This window comes from Aminipila terrae (assembly GCF_010120715.1).
In the GTDB taxonomy this organism is placed as follows: domain Bacteria; phylum Bacillota; class Clostridia; order Peptostreptococcales; family Anaerovoracaceae; genus Aminipila; species Aminipila terrae.
In genome coordinates, this window is record NZ_CP047591.1 from 2,685,643 (window position 1) to 2,704,946 (window position 19,304).

At 35.4% G+C, this 19,304-nt stretch carries 19 protein-coding genes and 1 pseudogene; 14 read left to right on the forward strand and 6 right to left on the reverse strand.

Annotated features, from left to right (window positions below):
• Positions 1-39: 39 nt before the first annotated feature.
• From Ami3637_RS12750 to Ami3637_RS12775, 6 genes are all read left to right on the forward strand, one after another.
• The gene (locus Ami3637_RS12750) at positions 40-516 is read left to right on the forward strand and encodes a hypothetical protein (protein ID WP_162362907.1); all 477 of its coding nucleotides are present in this window, start codon (positions 40-42) and stop codon (positions 514-516) included.
• A gap of 2 nt (positions 517-518) precedes the next feature.
• A complete protein-coding gene (locus Ami3637_RS12755; RefSeq protein ID WP_162362908.1) occupies positions 519-1,163 on the forward strand; it encodes a hypothetical protein in 645 nt (214 codons plus the stop codon).
• A gap of 346 nt (positions 1,164-1,509) precedes the next feature.
• A complete protein-coding gene (pdxS, locus tag Ami3637_RS12760) occupies positions 1,510-2,385 on the forward strand; it encodes a pyridoxal 5'-phosphate synthase lyase subunit PdxS (protein WP_162362909.1) in 876 nt (291 codons plus the stop codon).
• Between the two features lies 1 nt (position 2,386).
• Entirely contained in the window at positions 2,387-2,968 is a 582-nt protein-coding gene (gene pdxT / locus Ami3637_RS12765; RefSeq protein ID WP_162362910.1) for a pyridoxal 5'-phosphate synthase glutaminase subunit PdxT, read from the forward strand.
• Positions 2,969-3,051: 83 nt separating this feature from the next.
• Positions 3,052-4,236 carry an MFS transporter gene (locus Ami3637_RS12770; RefSeq protein WP_162362911.1) on the forward strand — a complete coding sequence of 395 codons (1,185 nt, stop codon included), beginning with the start codon at positions 3,052-3,054 and terminating at the stop codon, positions 4,234-4,236.
• 190 nt (positions 4,237-4,426) lie between these two features.
• Entirely contained in the window at positions 4,427-5,494 is a 1,068-nt protein-coding gene (locus Ami3637_RS12775; protein ID WP_162362912.1) for a branched-chain amino acid aminotransferase, read from the forward strand.
• 109 nt (positions 5,495-5,603) lie between these two features.
• On the opposite strand, the gene Ami3637_RS12780 is transcribed toward Ami3637_RS12775, so the two are convergent.
• Together Ami3637_RS12780 and Ami3637_RS12785 are read right to left on the reverse strand one after the other, a co-directional pair.
• Entirely contained in the window at positions 5,604-6,671 is a 1,068-nt protein-coding gene (locus Ami3637_RS12780; protein WP_162362913.1) for a DUF4179 domain-containing protein, read from the reverse strand.
• Positions 6,668-7,225 carry an RNA polymerase sigma factor gene (locus Ami3637_RS12785; RefSeq protein WP_162362914.1) on the reverse strand — a complete coding sequence of 186 codons (558 nt, stop codon included), beginning with the start codon at positions 7,223-7,225 and terminating at the stop codon, positions 6,668-6,670. The genes Ami3637_RS12780 and Ami3637_RS12785 overlap by 4 nt, the downstream gene beginning before the upstream one ends.
• Before the next feature lie 213 nt (positions 7,226-7,438).
• Here Ami3637_RS12785 and Ami3637_RS12790 point away from each other — a divergent pair, with 213 nt between their 5' ends.
• Complete coding sequence (locus Ami3637_RS12790; RefSeq protein WP_162362915.1) at positions 7,439-7,711, forward strand: hypothetical protein; 273 nt, start codon at positions 7,439-7,441, stop codon at positions 7,709-7,711.
• A 66-nt stretch (positions 7,712-7,777) separates the two neighbouring features.
• On the forward strand, positions 7,778-9,904 hold the full coding sequence (gene rnr, locus Ami3637_RS12795; protein WP_330586635.1) for a ribonuclease R: 2,127 nt from the start codon (positions 7,778-7,780) through the stop codon (positions 9,902-9,904).
• Between the two features lie 16 nt (positions 9,905-9,920).
• Here the strand turns inward: rnr and Ami3637_RS12800 are convergent, their stop codons facing one another.
• From Ami3637_RS12800 to trkA, 4 genes are all read right to left on the reverse strand, one after another.
• Positions 9,921-10,343: a CBS domain-containing protein gene (locus Ami3637_RS12800; protein ID WP_162362917.1), complete on the reverse strand. Its 423-nt coding sequence runs from the start codon at positions 10,341-10,343 to the stop codon at positions 9,921-9,923.
• Between the two features lie 96 nt (positions 10,344-10,439).
• A complete protein-coding gene (locus Ami3637_RS12805; RefSeq protein ID WP_162362918.1) occupies positions 10,440-11,906 on the reverse strand; it encodes a TrkH family potassium uptake protein in 1,467 nt (488 codons plus the stop codon).
• Positions 11,907-11,920: 14 nt separating this feature from the next.
• Positions 11,921-13,324, reverse strand: coding sequence for a TrkH family potassium uptake protein (locus tag Ami3637_RS12810; protein WP_162362919.1), 1,404 nt, complete (start codon positions 13,322-13,324; stop codon positions 11,921-11,923).
• A 70-nt stretch (positions 13,325-13,394) separates the two neighbouring features.
• Entirely contained in the window at positions 13,395-14,765 is a 1,371-nt protein-coding gene (gene trkA / locus Ami3637_RS12815; protein ID WP_162362920.1) for a Trk system potassium transporter TrkA, read from the reverse strand.
• 201 nt (positions 14,766-14,966) lie between these two features.
• Between trkA and Ami3637_RS12820 the strand changes: the two genes are divergently transcribed.
• From Ami3637_RS12820 to dprA, 6 genes and pseudogenes are all read left to right on the forward strand, one after another.
• Complete coding sequence (locus Ami3637_RS12820; protein ID WP_162362921.1) at positions 14,967-15,557, forward strand: MBL fold metallo-hydrolase; 591 nt, start codon at positions 14,967-14,969, stop codon at positions 15,555-15,557.
• A gap of 76 nt (positions 15,558-15,633) precedes the next feature.
• Positions 15,634-16,385, forward strand: a pseudogene (locus tag Ami3637_RS12830) (Cof-type HAD-IIB family hydrolase); the annotation flags it as partial.
• Between the two features lie 118 nt (positions 16,386-16,503).
• Positions 16,504-16,845 (forward strand): YraN family protein, encoded by a 342-nt coding sequence (locus Ami3637_RS12835; RefSeq protein WP_162362924.1) that lies wholly within the window; start codon positions 16,504-16,506, stop codon positions 16,843-16,845.
• 12 nt (positions 16,846-16,857) lie between these two features.
• On the forward strand, positions 16,858-17,508 hold the full coding sequence (locus Ami3637_RS17600; protein ID WP_243158012.1) for a magnesium chelatase domain-containing protein: 651 nt from the start codon (positions 16,858-16,860) through the stop codon (positions 17,506-17,508).
• The gene (locus Ami3637_RS17605) at positions 17,502-18,401 is read left to right on the forward strand and encodes a YifB family Mg chelatase-like AAA ATPase (RefSeq protein ID WP_243158013.1); all 900 of its coding nucleotides are present in this window, start codon (positions 17,502-17,504) and stop codon (positions 18,399-18,401) included. Before Ami3637_RS17600 ends, Ami3637_RS17605 begins: the two co-directional genes overlap by 7 nt.
• Before the next feature lie 2 nt (positions 18,402-18,403).
• Positions 18,404-19,270, forward strand: a complete 867-nt coding sequence (gene dprA / locus Ami3637_RS12845) for a DNA-processing protein DprA (protein WP_162362925.1) — start codon at positions 18,404-18,406, stop codon at positions 19,268-19,270.
• Positions 19,271-19,304: the final 34 nt, after the last annotated feature.

Below are 19,304 nucleotides of genomic sequence, written 5' to 3' on the forward strand. Positions count from 1 at the left end.
ATTAAGACTAAGGATAAAGCAAAATTCAACGAATATACAATGGTAAAAGAAACTCAGGAATACACACTGAAATATAGAGATTTGACTCAACAACAAATTATACAAAGAATTGAAGAACTAAAAAATATAAACTATATACAAGCAAAAGAACTTTATTATAAAAATTATATGCCAAAAGAGAAAAAACTTAACACATTTAATAGAGAATATATAATTGATACAACAGTTGATCAAAAACAAAAGAATAAAATTAGAATCGTTTTACTATGCACAATGTTAGAAGATAAAAAAATTGAATTTTATTCTTTAAACAGTCAAAACATTTTAACATCTGCAGAGAATCACAAATGGGAAGAGACGTACACAGATACTCGCATAATAAGTCCTGAAAAGCTAAAAGTTAAGACTAGAGGTTCTTATATTATACCTACCCGAAATAATGAAAAAATCTACTATAATAGGATTAACACAACTTTTGAATATGAAATTACATTAATAGAAGATGGAAGGGGTTAAAAATGAAAAGAAATTCAATTATTTTATCATTTATACTTATTTTTATGCTTCTCTTTACAAGTTTAGCTTATGCAGACTCGGATCTAGATACATATGGAGAAAATTTGCCAGAATATAAGGTATTAGAAGATACAGATGAATATACAGTTGCTTATAGAGATTTATCACCAGAGCAAACAATTCAAAGGATTTCAGAAATTGATAATATTAATTTGGAAAAGGCAGAAGCTGTTTATCAAGCGGACTTTGCTAATGATCCAGAAATTTATAGGGGATCATATATTGACAGAGAGTATATAGTAACAAAAAAAGTTGCTTCTGTTTTGGGCATTTCTTACAAAGTTGAATTGGGTGCTTTATGTGAAATGTCTGTCGGTCAAGGTAGTAACTTTCATAAAATTAAGAAGACATGGAGTGTAGCGGAAAGTGGTTATCATACATGGGATGAAATATATAATAATTCTTCGCTTTCAGATTCGCTTACACTTAATCTTGTAGCAAGAGGTACATGCACAGTTGCAGTTGATTCTTCTGCAACTGCGGCTTATGAAAGAGCAGGATTTTCATTAAGTTATTCTACTGGTGGAACTTATTATTATAGAAAAAATGCAACATTGGAGCATGTTATAAAATTATCTCATCAGTAGCATGCATAAATATTACATTTTCTGCTTTATTTTATTGATGGATGCTTAAGAAAAAGCAAGTGTTTGATAAAGACACTTGCTTTTTTATATAATAAAACTGTAGTTATGATAATTGTAAAAAAATATATTCAGTTTAATAAAACTGCGATAAATATGCAAATGAAACCAAAACTGTATATAATAAAATTATTAAAATTGCGTATTTTAATAATATCAATAAAGCGTATAATGTTTAATATAAGGAAATGGTTTGTTACATGTTAGGAATAACCATATAAAATAAAGGAAGCCTTTCCTGGGATTTGCGCGAAACCCATAATAATTTTAAAATGAATGGAGAATAACAATGGGTGAAAACAGATATGAATTGAATAAACAATTGGCACAGATGTTAAAGGGTGGAGTAATTATGGATGTAACCACACCCCAGCAGGCACAGATAGCCCAGAAGGCTGGTGCATGCGCAGTTATGGCACTGGAAAGAATCCCTGCTGATATCAGAGCAGCCGGAGGTGTTTCAAGAATGAGTGACCCCAAAATGATTAAAGGCATACAAGAAGCCGTAACCATACCTGTTATGGCAAAATGCAGGATTGGTCATTTTGTGGAAGCACAGTTACTTGAAGCGATTGAAATTGATTACATAGATGAAAGTGAAGTACTTTCCCCTGCTGACGATGTTTATCATATTGATAAGACAAAGTTTGCCGTTCCCTTTGTATGTGGGGCCAAGGATTTAGGTGAGGCACTGAGGAGAATTAATGAGGGGGCCTCCATGATCAGGACAAAAGGAGAACCTGGAACGGGAGATGTGGTTCAGGCGGTAAGGCATATGCGTATGATGAACAGAGAAATTGCTAAGATACAGAGTACCAGAGAAGACGAATTGTTTAATATTGCAAAAGAACTACAGGTACCTTATGATTTAGTTCAATATGTTCATGAAAATGGCAAACTGCCAGTGGTTAATTTTGCTGCGGGAGGAGTAGCAACTCCTGCTGATGCAGCACTTATGATGCAGCTGGGTGCAGAAGGTGTTTTTGTAGGTTCTGGAATATTCAAATCTGGAAATCCTGAAAAACGTGCTGAGGCAATAGTAAAGGCAGTTACAAATTACAAGGATGCCAGGTTAATTGCAAATTTATCAGAAGATTTAGGGGAAGCAATGGTTGGTATAAACGAACAGGAAATAGAGCTACTGATGGCTGAGAGAGGTAAATAAATTGAAGATAGCCGTACTTGCTCTACAGGGAGCTTATGCAGAGCATGAATTGATTCTTAGACAATTAGGGATTGAATATTTTGAGATTCGTAAAAGGGATGATTTGAAACAATCTTTTGATGGATTGATTCTGCCTGGCGGTGAAAGCACTGTAATGGGTAAATTATTAAGAGAACTTGATTTAATGGAGCCTTTAAAAAGTAAAATAGAGCAGGACATGCCTGTTTTAGCAACTTGTGCGGGTCTGATTCTGCTTGCAGATAAAATTGAAAACGATTCTTCCGTTCATTTTCAGACACTACCAGTAACGGTTAAAAGGAATGCTTACGGAAGGCAGCTGGGTAGTTTTAAAACACAAGAGAATATGTTAGAAATTGGAAAAATTCCCATGACTTTTATCCGGGCACCATACATTATTGAGGCCGCTCCGGAAGTGAAAATTCTGGCAGAAGTAGATAAAAAGATAGTAGCAGTACGATATAAAAATCAACTGGCTATGTCTTTTCACCCTGAACTTACTGAGGATAGTTCTGTACATAAGTATTTTCTGGAAATAGTTCAAAATAGTATAGAATTATGTTAATATTTAAAACTGTACAGAAAAATTATTGCCCATAAGGATAGGATAAAGAAAATCTTAGCCGTTTAAGAGTTTTGAGAAAAATAATGATGAAAAGAAAAAAGAAAATCCTAGGGATAGAAAAAAATATTTTTTTCGTAGGGCTTACAAGCTTTTTTACAGATACTACAACAAAAATGGTTTATGCTGTAATGCCAATGTTTTTGTTAAGTCTGGGAGCCAGTAAGACCGAGCTGTCTTTTATTGAAGGTATAGCGGAAAGCACTGCATCTGTCATAAAAGCATTATCAGGTTGGTGGAGTGATAAAATCAGACGAAACAAACCCTTTATGATTATAGGATATGGTTTTACAGCGATCATTTCTCCGTTGTTTGCTTTTGCGGTATCCCCCATGCAAGTGCTTTTCATTCGGTTTACTGAAAGAGTAGGAAAGGGAATAAGAACAGCACCCAGAGACAGCTTGATAGCTGCCTCTGCAGATGGCCGTGAAAAAGGTAAAAGCTTTGGATTTCATAAAGCTATGGATAATAGCGGGGCTATATTAGGCCCGCTATTAGCATTTGCCATTTTATTCTTTTGTCCGGAACCTTACAGGAAAATTTTTCTCATATCAATTATACCGGGGATAATAGGCCTTTTCTGCATTATATTCTTTGTTGAAGAAGTTAAGCTGCAAAATGTTAATCCCCTTAGCAAAATTAAATTTAAAGATTTTTCAAGCAGATACTATGCTTTTTTAACCATAATCTTTATCTTTACACTGGGAAACTCTACGGATGCATTGCTTCTTGTAAAAGCCAGAGATGTAGGGGTTACAGACGAGTTCATTCCATTAATATATTTAATTTTTAATGCCGTATCCGTACTATTTGCCGTACCAGCTGGAATTCTTTCGGATAAGATAGGAAGAGAAAGAATTATCATTTTTGGCTATGTGCTTTATGCAATTATTTATTTTGGATTCGGCAGAACAAATTCCATCGGAATGCTGGCAGGACTGTTTGCATTATACGGGTTGTACAGCGCCGCCACTGATGGAGTTCAAAAGGCTTTAGTTTCTGATTTAATACCTAAAGACAAACGAGGTACTGGTTTAGGTATCTATAATTGTTTGGTGGGAATTACATTACTGCCTGCCAGTCTTATTGCAGGGATTATGTATGACCATATGGGCAATCAGGCACCTTTTTATTATGGAAGCATTATGTCAATAATAGCCGCTACCCTTTTGACTATTTTCTATATAACAAATAATAAGAAATGTGTTTAAAGGTCTACAATGTGGGTTGGATTTTTGTATAGAACGGGATGATTTGTATTACAAAAACAAAAAAATACAAAATATATTGTTTAAAATAACAAAAAATCATTGACTATTTAAAAATTAAGGATTATTATAATAGGGTAACAAAACAAATTTAAAATATTTAAATATATAGGGCAAGAGAGGAAGGATAGTCATGAAATATAATTTTCCAGTAACAAAAACCAATAATCCAAAGCAGAAACCAGATCCTGATACATTACGTTTCGGACAGGTATTTACAGACCATATGTTTATTATGGAGTATGATCCAGAAAAGGGCTGGCATAATGGTAGAGTTCAGCCTTATGCACCACTTCAGCTTGATCCAGCTGCAGCAGTTTTTCACTATGCGCAGGAAATGTTTGAAGGGTTAAAAGCATATAAGTCAAAAGATGGAAGAGTACTTTTATTCAGACCAGATATGAATGCGAAGAGAACTACAAATACAAACGAAAGAATGTGTATTCCACACATTGATGAAGAATTATTTGTGGAAGCAATTAAAGCTGTTGTGGATGTAGATAAAGACTGGATTCCTGATAAAAAAGGAACCTCACTATATATAAGACCGTTCATCATTGCAGATGAACCATTTCTTGGAGTAAGGCCGGCAGATCATTTTTTATTCATGGTTATACTGAGCCCTGTAGGGCCATATTATGCTGGAGGTCTTGCTCCTACTAAGATATATGTAGAAAATGAATTTGTAAGAGCTACACCAGGAGGTACAGGCTTTGCTAAAATAGGCGGTAACTATGCTGCAGGACTTAAGTCTCAGGAGAAAGCTCACGAAAGCGGCTATGAACAAGTGTTATGGCTTGATGGTGTAGAAAGAAAATATGTTGAAGAAATTGGTACTTCAAATGCTTTCTTTAAAATAGATGATGAGGTCATTACCGCACCTCTTACAGGAACCATTTTGCCTGGCATAACCAGAGATTCTGTAATAAATCTTTTGAAACAATGGGGCATTAAAGTGGCAGAAAGAAGAATGACCATCGATGAAGTCTTTGATGCAGGAAAAGAGGGTAAACTGGTTGAGATGTTTGCAACTGGTACTGCAGCAGTAATATCTCCAGTGGGAGAACTTTCATGGAAAGGCGAGAAGGTGGTAATAAATACTGGAGAGATTGGTGAATTATCTCAAAAACTATATGATGAGCTTTATGGACTTCAGATTGGTGAAGTAGAAGATAAACTTGGCTGGACCGTTGAGGTATAAATCCTCTCAGCGCATTTAATAAAAATACATAACAATATAAAAGCAAAGTCCCATCTCGGACTTTGCTTTTATATTGTTTATGATAAAGGAACCATTTATAGTGAAAGAACTACCATTTGATAGGAAGTATAGTACCGCAGTACTCTATTGATTTAATTTCAGCAGGATTTACTATTTTATTAAATTGAGCATCTACTACAATTTTAAAAGTGCTGGTATTTGTGCCACGACTGCCCTCATCTGCGTTTATGGTTTCACCATTTTTCATGTGAATTATTAGTGGCGCGTCATGAATATCATCGCTTCTTACCTCAGAAAAGGTATTTAAAGTCATACTGATGGATATGGGTGATAATCGGACTTCTTTAACTTTTAAAGAAATATGGTGATATTCTAACCTTTTATTTAGCTTATAGACAGCTGTATTGTCTCTATAATTCAGAGGAAAAGTTATTTCCCAGTTACCTGGTATTAATATATTATATACATCGTTTTCATCACCAGGAGTTCCTTCAAAACTTTCAGGCCGGCCTTTTAATTCTTCTTCTGTTTTATATCTGGAAAAATCTTTAAATCTAAAGGTCATATTCCTCCCTGCAAGTCTTTCACTGGAGCTAAAACTCAACATCATAGGTTTAATATTATCTTTTGGATTTGAATCTTCTAAACACTGGAAGCTATAGCCTGAGCCATGGTGCAGAGAAAAGTAATTATCAATATCCACAAACTGGCTCACAAAGGCGTATTGCTCCTGGTCTAATGGCATGTTTTTTGGGCCAATTAAATCAAAGAGCACATAAACTGCATTGCTGTCTCCAACCGCCTCTTTTACATCTATGGTAAGACCGTTTTCTGTAACCTGTTTATCAATTATTGTTCCTAAACTGTTTAATAAATCTGTTTCATTTTGGCCTTCAGGATGGAAGAAATTTAGAAGGCTGCCGTTTAATGTAGTAGCAGCAAAAGATACGGCACCTAGAGCAAAGATGGTTATACAGGCTGCTGCTAGCATAATCAATCTTTTTCTGTGTGCTTTTTTGGGGTTTTTTATTAATGCAGCTTTATCCAGGGTTCTTTGCAGAATTCTAGCTCTTTCATCAGCAGAAATGGGATTGTGTCCCTTGATATCTTCGCCCTTTAAGTTATAAAATCCCATAATATCCTCTAAACTTTTCATATGATAATCCCCCTTTCAATTAAGGAATCCCTAAGTACCTTTTTCCCGCGATACAACTTGTTTTCAACTGCTTTTGGGCTAAGACAAAGGGATTGGGCAATAGAATTTATTCGTTCATGAAAATAATATCTAAGGATGAATATTTCCCTGTCAGGCTCTGGGAGAGCATCCACAGCTTCCTGAAGAATCAGACAATTGGTTTGTTTTGCAAGTTCATCTGTAAAATCTACAGATAAACCAATATCATTTTCCTCAATAGGAATGATTTCAAAATGGAGTTTTGCTTTTCTTAGATAATCAATTGCTGTATGTCTTGCTATTCCACATAAATAGCTTTTTAAAGAGATGTTACTTTCAATTTTAAAATTATCTATATTCATCCATAATTTTACAAAAATATCCGATATGCATTCTTCTATATCCTGAGAATTCCAGTGGCCAATAATTTTTATTACAATCCATTTTATAGTACTTCCATACAAATCGATGGCAGCTGATAATCCTTCTTGTGGATTTTTTTTAATTAGTTGAATTAATTGATTGTCATCATTCATATTTACCTCACATAAAAAAAATATAATATTTTGTTTTGACGTCATTTAACTATATATTCGTATAAAAAAAGCATTTCACTCAGTAATTTATCATATTTTTTTAAAATTGACATTAAATAGTGATTTTTAACTTAAATTTTTATGTTTTATTTGGAGTAAAAAGCGGCATTTTGATAATACTAAGACTGAGAAAAAAGAGAGGAGTTGAAGCAATTGAGAAAAAGACGAATTTTTCTAGGACTTTTATTGGTTATCGCTTTAATGGCATTTGTAGCATGCAGTAACAAGGGAACAGGAACAGGGTTAAATCCAACTACACCTAATACTGTGACAGATAATAATGGTACTGATAACAATTTAAACAAAGCTGGTAATGATTTAAACAATGCTGCTGATAATGCGGGTAATGCTGCTAAAGATTTAGTGACAACAAATGGTGCTGTTAATAATAACAACACCGACAACAATAAAAATAATAACCTGTAACCAATAAAAGAAATAAAGGGTGGCTTACGCCATCCTTTATGTTTTATGTGAAAAATATAATATGCTATGAAAATAAAGGCATATATTTCTAAATTGTGGTATACTGAACTTATGAGTAAAAAGATATTTGATAAAAAGAAAAGAGAAGATACGAAACCGGAATTTATGAAGGTGGATAAACGAAAAAAAGTGTCTCATGCAAATATAGAGACCATTAAGGGTATATTGTCAAAACACAAAAAGGGCTTTGGATTTGTCACTCCTGAAGTCAATGAAGAAGAAAATCCTGTGGATGAAAAAGAAAGGCAGGATATATTCATTGCAGGTAAAAATTTAAATGGAGCTATGAATGGTGATTATGTTTTAGTGGCATTATTACCAAAAGACAGAGATAGCAAATCACGAGAAGGTATTATTGACAAAATAATCACCCATGGAGTAAAAGAAATAGTAGGAACTTTTGAAAAAAATAAGAGATTCGGCTTTGTGGTACCAGATGATAAACATTTTTATAATGAGGATGTTTTTGTAAAGAAAAGCGACTGGAAAAATGCTGAAACTGGAGATAAAGTTGTTGTACAGATCATTAAGTATCCAGAAGAAGGAAACAGTGCAGAAGGAAAAATCACTGAAGTAATCAGCAGATTTGGAGAAGCCGGCGGGGATATAAAAGCACTGATAAGACAGTACAATTTATTTCAGACTTTCCCAAGCAGAGTAAATGCAGAAGCAAAAGCTGTTTCTAAGGTAAAAGAACAAAAAGATGCAGAATTTGAGCCTATAACTGATGAAGAACGGAAGGGAAGAGTTGATCTTAGAAATAAAACAATAATAACCATAGATGGTGCTGATGCCAAAGATTTAGATGATGCTATATCAATAGAAAAGCTGGAAAATGGAAATTATCTACTAGGGGTGCATATTGCGGATGTCAGTCATTATGTAACAGAAGATGGAGCCATGGATAAAGAAGCTTTAAAGAGGGGCACCAGCGTATATCTTGTAGATCAGGTTATTCCGATGCTGCCAAAAGCCCTCTCAAATGGAATATGCAGTCTTAATCCTGATGTGGACAGACTGACGCTTTCAGTTTCCATGGAAATTGATTCTACTGGGGAAGTGGTTAGTCACGATATTTTTAAAAGTATCATTCATTCTGCACATCGCATGGTTTATGATGATGTATCAGATATGCTTGAAAAAAATGCTGTTGATCTGATTTCCAAATATGATGATATCTATAAAGACATTTTAACCATGAAATCACTTGCTGATATATTGCATAAAAAAAGAGATTTAAGAGGTAGTCTGGATTTTGATTTTGACGAAGCGTATATTACATTAGATGATGCTGGTATCCCGGTTACTGTGGAAACTGCAGAGAGACGTATTGCAAACCGCATCATAGAGGAATTCATGCTGATTGCCAATGAGACAGTAGCAGAACATTTTTTCTGGATGGAGGCACCTTTTGTTTATCGTGTACACGAAAAGCCTGCCACGGACAGAATAGATGAATTTAAAAGTTTTGTCAGAGGATTTGGCATTGTGATGAAAGGTAATACGGAAAATATTCATCCAAGAGTACTCAGCGATTTGCTTAAAGAAGTAAAAGGTCAGTCTTACGAGAATGTAGTAAATACTGTTATGCTTAGATCAATGAAAAAAGCCTTTTATGATGTTTCTTGTGATGGACATTTTGGATTAGGAGTAAAGTATTATTGTCATTTTACTTCTCCAATCAGAAGATATCCGGATTTAATTATACACAGGATAATTAAAGAAATAATTGATGGCGGTATCAGTGACAAGAGAAATAAGCAACTTCGAAAGAAAACGGAAACTGCTTCAGAACTTTCTTCCAAAGCGGAAAGGCATGCTCAGGAATTAGAACGTGAAGTTGAAAAACTGAAAAAGACCGAGTATATGTCTTATCATATTGGAGAATGTTTTGAAGGTGTTATAAGTGGAATTACTAATTATGGATTTTATGTTGAACTGCCTAATACAATAGAAGGTCTGGTAAGGGTGGAAAGCTTAAACGATGACTATTATGATTTTGAACAGACAAAATATAGATTTATAGGGCAGCGTACCAATAAGATCTACACTCTTGGAGATAAAGTCAGAATACGTGTATCAAGGGCCAACGTAGACGACAGGGAAATTGATTTTGTAATCGAAGAAGAATAAAAAAACGGCTTGAGATTTATCTCAGGCCGTTTGGTTTTGATATGGCAGAAAGGGCGTCACCTGCTTCATCTACCAGAATATTTTTTTGAGCTATGTCCCCAAGGGAAAGAATACCAACCAGTCTGTCATTAGAAATTACAGGTAAGCGTCTAATCTGATGGTTCGAGAACAGAAGTGCAGCATCATGGGCGTTCATACTAGGTGTTGCACAAGTAATATTCTGTGACATAATATCCTGGGCTTTTAAGCTGTTATCTCCTTCTGCAACGGAACGAAGGACGATATCCCTATCTGTAATGATTCCCAATACACGTCCTGAATCATTACAAACGGGAATAGAGCCAATGTTTTCCTGTTTCATTTGTTTAGCCACTTGTGAAACGGTGCTGTCAGGTTTCACACAACTGACACATGAGGTCATAATGTCTTTTACTAACATAAAAAAACTCCTTTCAAAATCTATAAGTTGATTTTAAGTATACAAATTAAAAACAAACTACTTTAGTAGTTTGCTTTTAATTTATTTTTTATTCAATTAATAGTTTTTAAATTTAGAAGGATTCCAGAAAGACGGCATAAACAGGGTTATAACTGTAAACAATTCCAATCTTCCTGCAATCATAAGGAAACATAATACCAGACGTAAAGGCCTGCAGTAAATACTGAAGTTCCCTGCTGCAACATCACCAAACCCAATTCCAACATTTGAAATCATAGCTAAGGACGAAGACAATGTTGTGATTAAATCAAGATTCTGCAGGGACAGGAGGATACTTCCTATGATTATAAGTATAAAATATACCATGATAAATACAGTAATATAGGATACTCTTAAAGCTGAAATAGGGCGACCTCCTACTTTTACAGCAACCACAGAACGTGGGTGGATTCGTCTGGTAAATCCTCTTGCAACTAGTTTGCACAAAACAAGAAATCTTATTACTTTAATTCCACCTCCAGTAGAAAAAGAGCAACTGCCAATAAGCATCAGTACGGTGAGAAGAACCAGGCTGAATGATGGCCAGCCACCATGCCCCTCTATTGAAAATCCAGAGGTGGTGGATATAGATATCACTTGAAAAATTCCATATCTTATGGCCTCTGAAAGTCCATATGTATTTGTTAAGTATAAATTTAAAATAACAAACAAAGAACTTAAAAAAATAATAACCAAAAAGGCTCTCAGTTCAATATTTGATATAATTGCCTTCCAGTTTCCATGAATAATCAGAAAATATAATGTAAAGTTCACAGAAGCAAGCAGTGAGAATGTGCCTATAACCGTATCATTATAGAAACTATTATAATGTGAAAAAGCATGGTTTATGCTACCCAGTCCGCTTGTGCTTACGCTTGCCATAGTGTTTATGATAGAATCAAAAATATTCATGGGCCCCAGTGACAGAAGGATAAATTCTGCTACTGTAAATGTAATATATACCACATACAGATATTTTGCTGAATCTGAAGTACGATTTGTTATCTTGCCTAAAATTTGTCCTGGCACTTCAGCCTGGGCTAATGTTTTTCCTTCAATTCCTAATGCAGGAAGAACCGATATACATAATATCAGGATTCCAATGCCTCCCAACCAGTTACAAACCCCTTTCCACATAAGCAGACTCTTTGGTATGGTGTCCAGATTAAAAAGAGTTGCACCGGTAGTGGTTAAAGAAGATATAGATTCGAAAAGAGAATCTATTATGGATGTAGTCTGACCGGATGCCAAATAAGGCAGGGCACCCAGCAGGCAGGCAGTTATGCCGCAAAGAGCAACCGTAAGGTAACCATCACGCATTCTTATTATCCCTGATGATCTTCTCAGGTAATGAAACAATAAGAACGGAATAATTATCATAATTGCTGCTAGTATTGAAAAAATTTTAAGTTCCTGCCATTCGTTATAATAGTAAGCAGTAAACATAGGTATAAACATAGAAATACCTAAAATAACGGGTATAATACTGACTGATTTAAATATAATACGATAATTAAATGACATAATAATTTCCCCTACTATTTATTCTGTTGCCAAAACCGAGGCATTAAAAGTACAATAAAAGCATAAAGTTCCAGCCGGCCGGCAAGCATTACAAAAGATAACAGAAACTTAACCGGGTCAGAAAAAATGCTAAAATTCATGGAAGGACCCACCAGACTGAATCCAGGCCCGATATTGCCAATACAGGTTAGAACTGCACTTAAATTCGTTATGATATCATAGCCATCCAGACTGACTAAAAGTGTAGAAACAGATACCACTAATATATGAAGAAATATAAAATTTGCAATTTCTGAAACAGTGTCAATACTTAATTTTTTATCGTTGATTTTTATTGAGATAATTGCATTTGGATGTAATCTAACCTGAATACTTCTTTTAATAAGTTTTAAGACTACAAGAAATCGTATAACTTTTACGCCTCCAGCAGTGGAAGAAGAGCAGGCACCTATAAGCATTAATGTAAATATCAGCATTTTGCTGAAAGTGGGCCAGAAATCGTAATCAGCTGATACAAATCCAGTAGTTGTCAATATAGATGCCGTCTGAAATACTGAAAATCTCAGAGACTGTCCCAAGTTTTCATAAGTATGGGATAACCATAGATTGAGGCTTATTAAAATTGTAATAACTGTTATAATGATTATGTATAATCTGAATTCTTCGTCTACCAGAAGTTTCCTGATTCCTCTTTTATTTTTAAAAGTATAGAAATAAAGGTTAAAGTTCACACCTGCAAGGATCATAAATACTGTTATAATCATTTCTATAGGAACACTGTTAAAATGGGCTATACTATTGTTATAATTAGAAAAACCTCCCGTACCAACAGAACCAAAGGTATGAGTGGATGCATCAAATAAATCCATTCCAGCCAGCATTAAAAGGATAATTTCTAAAAGTGTAAGTATAGTATAAATGGTATAAAGATTTTTTGCAGAATCAGAAATCTTAGGTGTTATTTTGTCCATGGTAGGGCCTGGAGCTTCTGTTGCAGCAAGGGTATTAGCACCGATTCCCAAGGAGGGAAGAAGAGCAACAGCAAAAACTAAGATTCCCATTCCACCAATCCAGTGAGTGAATGCGCGCCAGAACAGGATACCTTTTGATAAACTTTCGATATCCTTTAAAGCTGTAGCCCCAGTAGTTGTTAAACCAGAAGAACATTCAAAAAATGCATCAAAAATATTAGGAATAGATCCTGATAATACAAAAGGCATTGCACTTATAAATGAGGCAAGTATCCAGCAAACAGATACAGTTAAGAACCCGTCACGCACTGTAAGGGCTGTCTGAACTGGAACCACTTTGTAGTAAAGAACAAATCCTATGATGGATACCGGCACGATAGTGCTTATAAAAGATATAACAATGTCTTTTTCGTTATAAATGGCAGAAACAATAAGGGGCAATACCATTGCTGCCCCATAACCATCATAAGAACTCCTAAGGATCTGATAAATGCTTTAATATTTAAATTCATAACAATTATCTCCTGCTTAAAAATCCTATTTTATTATTGCTTAATAGCTTCTCCAAATCTGGCAGTTCAGATAAAAGACAAAGAATGATAACTTTGTCATCTTCCTGGATTTTTGTTTCCCCTGTAGGAATAATAACCTGCATTCCACGATGAATGGCTGCAATGATTACACCTTCAGGAAGTTTCAGGTTTTTGATGGGAATGCCAATAAGGGCCATCTGTTTAACCGCGATAATTTCCATGATTTCTGCCTGCCCCTGTATAAGCTGCGATGAAAGCACACGTTTAGAACCCTGAATAAATCTGAGAATACTTGCAGAAGTTATATTGAGTGGATTCAAGGCCATATCAATACCCATTTTTTCAATCAGACTTACATAACTTTCCCTGCTTACTTTGGCTATTACATCTTCAATATTGTGTTGTTTTGCCATAAGAGCCAGGAGAAGGTTTTCTTCATCGAACCCAGTTGCTGTAACTACTGCATCCATATCGTTAAGATTTTCCTCTTCCAGAAGATTAATATCTGTTGCATCCCCATGTAATATCATAACATCAGCCAAATGGGTGGACAGATAATGACATCGGGATTTGTCACGCTCAATAATTTTAACACTGATACCAAAATCAGAAAGCTTTTTCGCAAGATAAAGTCCTGTTTTGCCTCCGCCGAGAATCATAACTTTTTGCAGGTTAGTGTATTTGCCTTTTTCATGTACTTTAGAAGCCAGTTTCTGGATAGGCTGTCTTTCTCCTATAATATATAAACCATCGCCTTTTTGAATGGTTGTATCTCCGTGAGGGACAATAACCTTGCCGCTTCTGGATATACCCACCATGAGCATCCCCGGAAATATTTTTCCAATGTCAGCCATGGAAGTGCCAATAATATCAGGCATTTTTTTTACAGGGAATTCAAGAAGTGAAACTTTGCCACTTGAGAATATACCATTGCTAAGTGTGTATTTCTCTACAAGATATTTATATATTTCCACTGTAATTGCTAGATCCGGGTTTACTATGTAATCAATTTCCATAGTTTCTTTGATAAAATCTAATTGATTCATATGCTCTGGATCTCTTACTCTTGCTATTACCTTTGGGCAGCCCAGTTTTTTTGCAAAGCTTGCTATTACTATATTCTTTTCGTCCCGATCTGTTGCAGCAAGAAAATAATCATAGGTCTGAATATTTAATTCCTGTAGAATGCTGATTTGTTTGGCATTGGCAGTAACGGTTAATATGTCCATATGACTATTTAATTTACGTGTCACTTCTTCATTTTTATCAATAATTGTTATAGAATGGTTTCCCACCAGTAAGGATTCGGCAATTTTTAAGCCTAGTTTTCCTGCACCAGCTATAGCTATTTTCATTTAATTCCCTCTTTTATTTGTTTTATTTTTTACTTGTAATATCAAGTTGATTATTGCATATAAAGTACTACTGCTTGAGCAGTAGTAAGAACTATTTTATCACTTCTTTATATTTTGGCAACATATATTTGCAAGATATCCTAAAATAGTCTAGAATTAAGGGTGATTTTAGTATTAGTGTGCATATGAAGAGGTATAAGTATGAGAATTAAAAGAATTGTAGGGGGCAATTTAGAAAGTAATGGTTACATCATTTTTCAAAAAAATGGTGGAAATTGCTTTGTCATTGATCCGGGATACAATGCTGATAAATTTGTAAAGCAGATAAAAGAAGAAAAATTAAAGCTTACAGGAATCCTGTTAACACATCATCATTATGACCATACCGGGGCAGTAGAACGGTTAAGGGAATTGAAGGAGTGTCCTGTATATATGCATTGGGGTGATTTGGATATGTATAAGTCCAAAGTGGATGTTACCATGGAACATGGAATGACACTTGATCTGGATGGAGAAGAAATAATAGTTTTGCATACACCAGGCCATACAGAGGGCAGCGTTTGTTTTTATTCGGTAAAAAGCAGACTGGCATTTACCGGGGATACTGTATTTAATACGGATTTAGGAAGAACTGATTTAAAGGACGGTTCAGATTATAAAATGGAAAATTCCATAAAAGAGATTATTAATAAATGGGAAAATGATATAACTATATATCCAGGACATGGGGACTCCTGTAATATGAAGTTTATAAGAAGATATAACCGGGAATTTTTAGATATTATTGGGTGAGATTATGAGAATTGAACTTATAGCATTGGACTTAGATGGAACGACTTTAAACAGTGAGGGAAAAATGACTCTTTTCACCAAAGAGACTCTGAACAGAGCCACTGAAATGGGAATCCACGTAGTGATAGCAACAGGCAGAGTACAATCTGCTTTACCAGAAGATGTTTTAAGACTTCCAGGAATAGAATATATCATTACTTCCAATGGGGCGGCTATCACGGATTTAAGAAGGGAAAAATTGATATATGAAAATTGTATAGCCCTGAAGCGCTGGAACATGTATATAATCTGTTAAGCACTCATGAACTGATGGTGGAGGTTTTTGTAAAAGGAAAGGCTTATATTGAGAAACATATTTTTGAAAATTTAGATCAGGTTGGAATAACGGAAAGTCATATAAGATATGTTAGAAAAACAAGACAGCCGTATAAGAATGTGCTTAACATGATGATTAAAAATAAAGAAAATATAGAGAATATAAATATAAATTTTGCAAACAAGCAGGATAGAAAGTTAATAAAAGAAAAGCTCATGGAGCTAAAACACATCACCATAACCAGTTCATCAGACCATAACATAGAGATAGGCGGTGAAACTACCAGTAAAGCTTCTGCATTAAAAGTATTGTGTAATAAACTGGAAGTAAGTCCGGAATGTATCATGGCATGTGGAGACAGTACAAATGATGAAGACATGCTAAAGGTTGCTGGATTACCGGTGGCAATGGGTAATGCAAAAGACTCCGTTAAGGCCATGGCAAAATACATAACCAGTACAAATGATGAAGATGGTGTAGCAGCCGCTATAAAAAAGTTTGCATTTAAGTAAATAAATAGTCCGGTTTAAAAATCGGATTTTTTTTATAAATATTTGACAATTTATTACAATAAATATAAAATATAGAAAAGCTTACAAAATATACAAATATTGAAGGGGGTAAGGAAAAATGAGCCTGGGAGTACAGGGAGAAGAAGTTGCTGCAAACTACCTGAAAAATAAGGGGTATCAGGTATTAGAACGAAATTTCAGATGCAGGATGGGAGAAGTAGATATTATTGCATGCATAGACAGAACTTTAGTTTTTGTGGAAGTAAAAACTAGAAGAAGTTTAAGTTATGGATTGCCTTGTGAGTCTGTTACAAAAACAAAGCAGTTACATTTAAGAAGGGTGGCGGCATTTTATGTTATGAAAAATAACATTGGAAATATAAGCAGAAGAATAGATGTGGTGGAAATATTATATCGGGGAGAAAAGGCATATATACGTCATACAGAGAATGCATTTTAAAGGAGGAAATCAATGCTGTCAAAAGTATTTACAGGTGCGCTTCGTGGGCTGGAAGCAAATCTGGTTTCAGTAGAAACCGACTTGCTGCCAGGGCTTCCATCCCTTACAATGGTTGGACTGCCGGACATTACAGTGCGGGAGGCCAAAGAAAGAATAAGAAGCGCAATTATTAATTCAGGATATCAGTTCCCAGCAAAAAGAATTACGGTGAATTTATCACCGGCTAATACAAAAAAAGAAGGAAGCCATTTTGATCTGCCTATTGCCATAGGGCTCTTGGCTTCAGTTGGCCAAATACCTGGAAATGCAGTTAAAGAATATGCTTTTATGGGAGAATTATCTTTAGCGGGTAACATAAACAGAGTAGATGGCGCACTGCCATTAATTATAGGCATTCAGGCATGTGGCATTAACAAAATTGTTTTGCCAAGGCAAAATGTGGAAGAAGCTGCTCTTGTAAAAGGGGTAGAGTTATATACTGCAGGAAACCTCAGCGAACTAATTAAACACTTTGACGGAGAAGAACCCATTAAGCCTTACAGAGTAAAGAACAAGATACTATATGACCTGCCAAATTATTCTTTAGATTATTCAGAAGTTGTAGGACAGGAATCCGTAAAAAGAGCGGTAACTATCTGCTGTGCAGGGGACATGGAATGCTGATGACGGGACCGCCGGGGGTTGGCAAGTCCATGATAGCTAAAAGAATCCCTACAGTAATGCCCCGGATGACATATGAAGAATGTCTGGAGGTTACTAAAATTTACAGTATTGGAGGAAGACTATCGAAAAACTTACCTCTTGTAACGGAAAGGCCATTCCGTGCGCCACACCATACTATTTCAGGAGCAGCACTGGTTGGCGGGGGAAATAAGCCCATGCCAGGAGAATTATCTCTGGCACATCTGGGAGTACTGTTTTTGGACGAATTTCCTGAATTTAATAAAAAAGTGCTGGAGATGCTCAGGCAGCCTTTAGAGGATAAAATGGTAACCATAGACAGAGTAGGAGGAAAATTCAGTTTCCCTTGTCAGGTGATGCTTATAGCAGCCAGTAATCCCTGTCCATGTGGTTATTTGGGGAGTCAGTTTCATGAATGCTGCTGTTCACAGACACAAATTAATCATTACAAAAACAAAATTTCAGGACCGTTGATGGATCGGATTGATTTAAACATACAAGTTTTACCCGTAGATTATAAATATTTATCCCAAAGAGAGAAAATTAATTCTATAAGCTCTCTGGAAATGAGGGCAAAGGTAGAAAGTGCCAGAAAGAAGCAGCTTGACAGATATGATACACAATCTGTTTTATTTAATTCACAGCTTACCCCTTCTTTAATTAAGCAATATTGTAAATTAAATAAGGAGGGTGAAAAACTTATGAAATCTGCATTTAAAGCCTTATCTTTAAGTGCAAGGGCTTACAGCAGGGTAATAAAAATAGCACGTACTATTGCAGATTTGGAAGACAGTGAAAATATAGAAGCGATACATTTGGCAGAGGCTTTAAGTTACAGAATGACAGATGGGAATACTAAGGAAATTGGTGAATAAACATGAATATTATAAAATGTGTGAAGAAAGTTATGTTAAACTCTAAAGAGTATCCTGGTATGTTAAAGTATATAAAGGACCCGCCTGAACAGCTTTACTATATCGGCAACCTTGCGCTGGCTTCCCTGCCGGCAGTAGCAGTAGTTGGTTCAAGAAAGGCTTCCTCCTATGGACACTGGGCAGCAAATGAAATTGGAAAACGCCTGGGGGATAATGATATAGTAGTGGTAAGCGGAATGGCTGCAGGAATCGATTCTATAAGCCATAAAGGGGCACTTTCCGTTAATGGAAAAACCATTGCAGTGCTGGGGTGTGGAATTGATATCTGTTTCCCTGCGTTTAACCGGACATTAAGGGACAGAATAGCAGAAGAAGGCCTTTTATTATCTGAATATCCGCCAGGATATCCTGGAAGCAGGTTTACTTTTCCCCAACGAAACCGAATTATAAGCGGATTGTGTCTGGCAACTGTAGTGGTAGAAGCCGGATTGAACAGTGGATCACTTATCACGGCAGAAAGAGCGGCGGAACAGGGCAGAACGGTTTTTTCTGTACCGGGAAATATTAATAGTTTCTATTCCATCGGAACAAATAAATTAATTCAGGATGGAGCATATCCTTTGGCGGTGATTGACGATATATTTGATATTATAGGAATAAATAAAAAAGATACAGCGAATATTATAAAACAGCTTGGAAAAGATGAACAAAAGGTTCTGAAAATAGTTAATCAGTCAGGAGAAGTCACAGCTGATTACATCTGTAGAGAGACGAATATGAAGATTTCAGAAGTAAATGCAATCGTTACAATTCTGGAGATGAAAGGGATCGTTTATTCGGCACTGGGCAAAATTTTTATTGCAAACTGATGAAAATAGAAATATAATCATTTTTTGTATAGAG

Bases quoted from the DNA above. Each gene is read 5' to 3' on its own strand.
- Ami3637_RS12775 (WP_162362912.1), top strand. From the start codon at position 4,427: ATGAAATATAATTTTCCAGTAACAAAAACCAATAATCCAAAGCAGAAA.
- Ami3637_RS12770 (WP_162362911.1), top strand. From the start codon at position 3,052: ATGATGAAAAGAAAAAAGAAAATCCTAGGGATAGAAAAAAATATTTTT.
- Ami3637_RS17605 (WP_243158013.1), top strand. From the start codon at position 17,502: ATGCTGATGACGGGACCGCCGGGGGTTGGCAAGTCCATGATAGCTAAA.
- Ami3637_RS12835 (WP_162362924.1), top strand. From the start codon at position 16,504: ATGAGCCTGGGAGTACAGGGAGAAGAAGTTGCTGCAAACTACCTGAAA.
- dprA (WP_162362925.1), top strand. From the start codon at position 18,404: ATGAATATTATAAAATGTGTGAAGAAAGTTATGTTAAACTCTAAAGAG.
- trkA (WP_162362920.1), bottom strand. From the start codon at position 14,765: ATGAAAATAGCTATAGCTGGTGCAGGAAAACTAGGCTTAAAAATTGCC.
- Ami3637_RS12755 (WP_162362908.1), top strand. From the start codon at position 519: ATGAAAAGAAATTCAATTATTTTATCATTTATACTTATTTTTATGCTT.
- Ami3637_RS12805 (WP_162362918.1), bottom strand. From the start codon at position 11,906: ATGTCATTTAATTATCGTATTATATTTAAATCAGTCAGTATTATACCC.
- Ami3637_RS12780 (WP_162362913.1), bottom strand. From the start codon at position 6,671: ATGAAAAGTTTAGAGGATATTATGGGATTTTATAACTTAAAGGGCGAA.
- Ami3637_RS12800 (WP_162362917.1), bottom strand. From the start codon at position 10,343: ATGTTAGTAAAAGACATTATGACCTCATGTGTCAGTTGTGTGAAACCT.
- Ami3637_RS17600 (WP_243158012.1), top strand. From the start codon at position 16,858: ATGCTGTCAAAAGTATTTACAGGTGCGCTTCGTGGGCTGGAAGCAAAT.
- Ami3637_RS12785 (WP_162362914.1), bottom strand. From the start codon at position 7,225: ATGAATGATGACAATCAATTAATTCAACTAATTAAAAAAAATCCACAA.
- pdxS (WP_162362909.1), top strand. From the start codon at position 1,510: ATGGGTGAAAACAGATATGAATTGAATAAACAATTGGCACAGATGTTA.
- Ami3637_RS12750 (WP_162362907.1), top strand. From the start codon at position 40: ATGGTAAAAGAAACTCAGGAATACACACTGAAATATAGAGATTTGACT.
- Ami3637_RS12810 (WP_162362919.1), bottom strand. From the start codon at position 13,324: ATGGTATTGCCCCTTATTGTTTCTGCCATTTATAACGAAAAAGACATT.
- Ami3637_RS12820 (WP_162362921.1), top strand. From the start codon at position 14,967: ATGAGAATTAAAAGAATTGTAGGGGGCAATTTAGAAAGTAATGGTTAC.
- rnr (WP_330586635.1), top strand. From the start codon at position 7,778: ATGAAAATAAAGGCATATATTTCTAAATTGTGGTATACTGAACTTATG.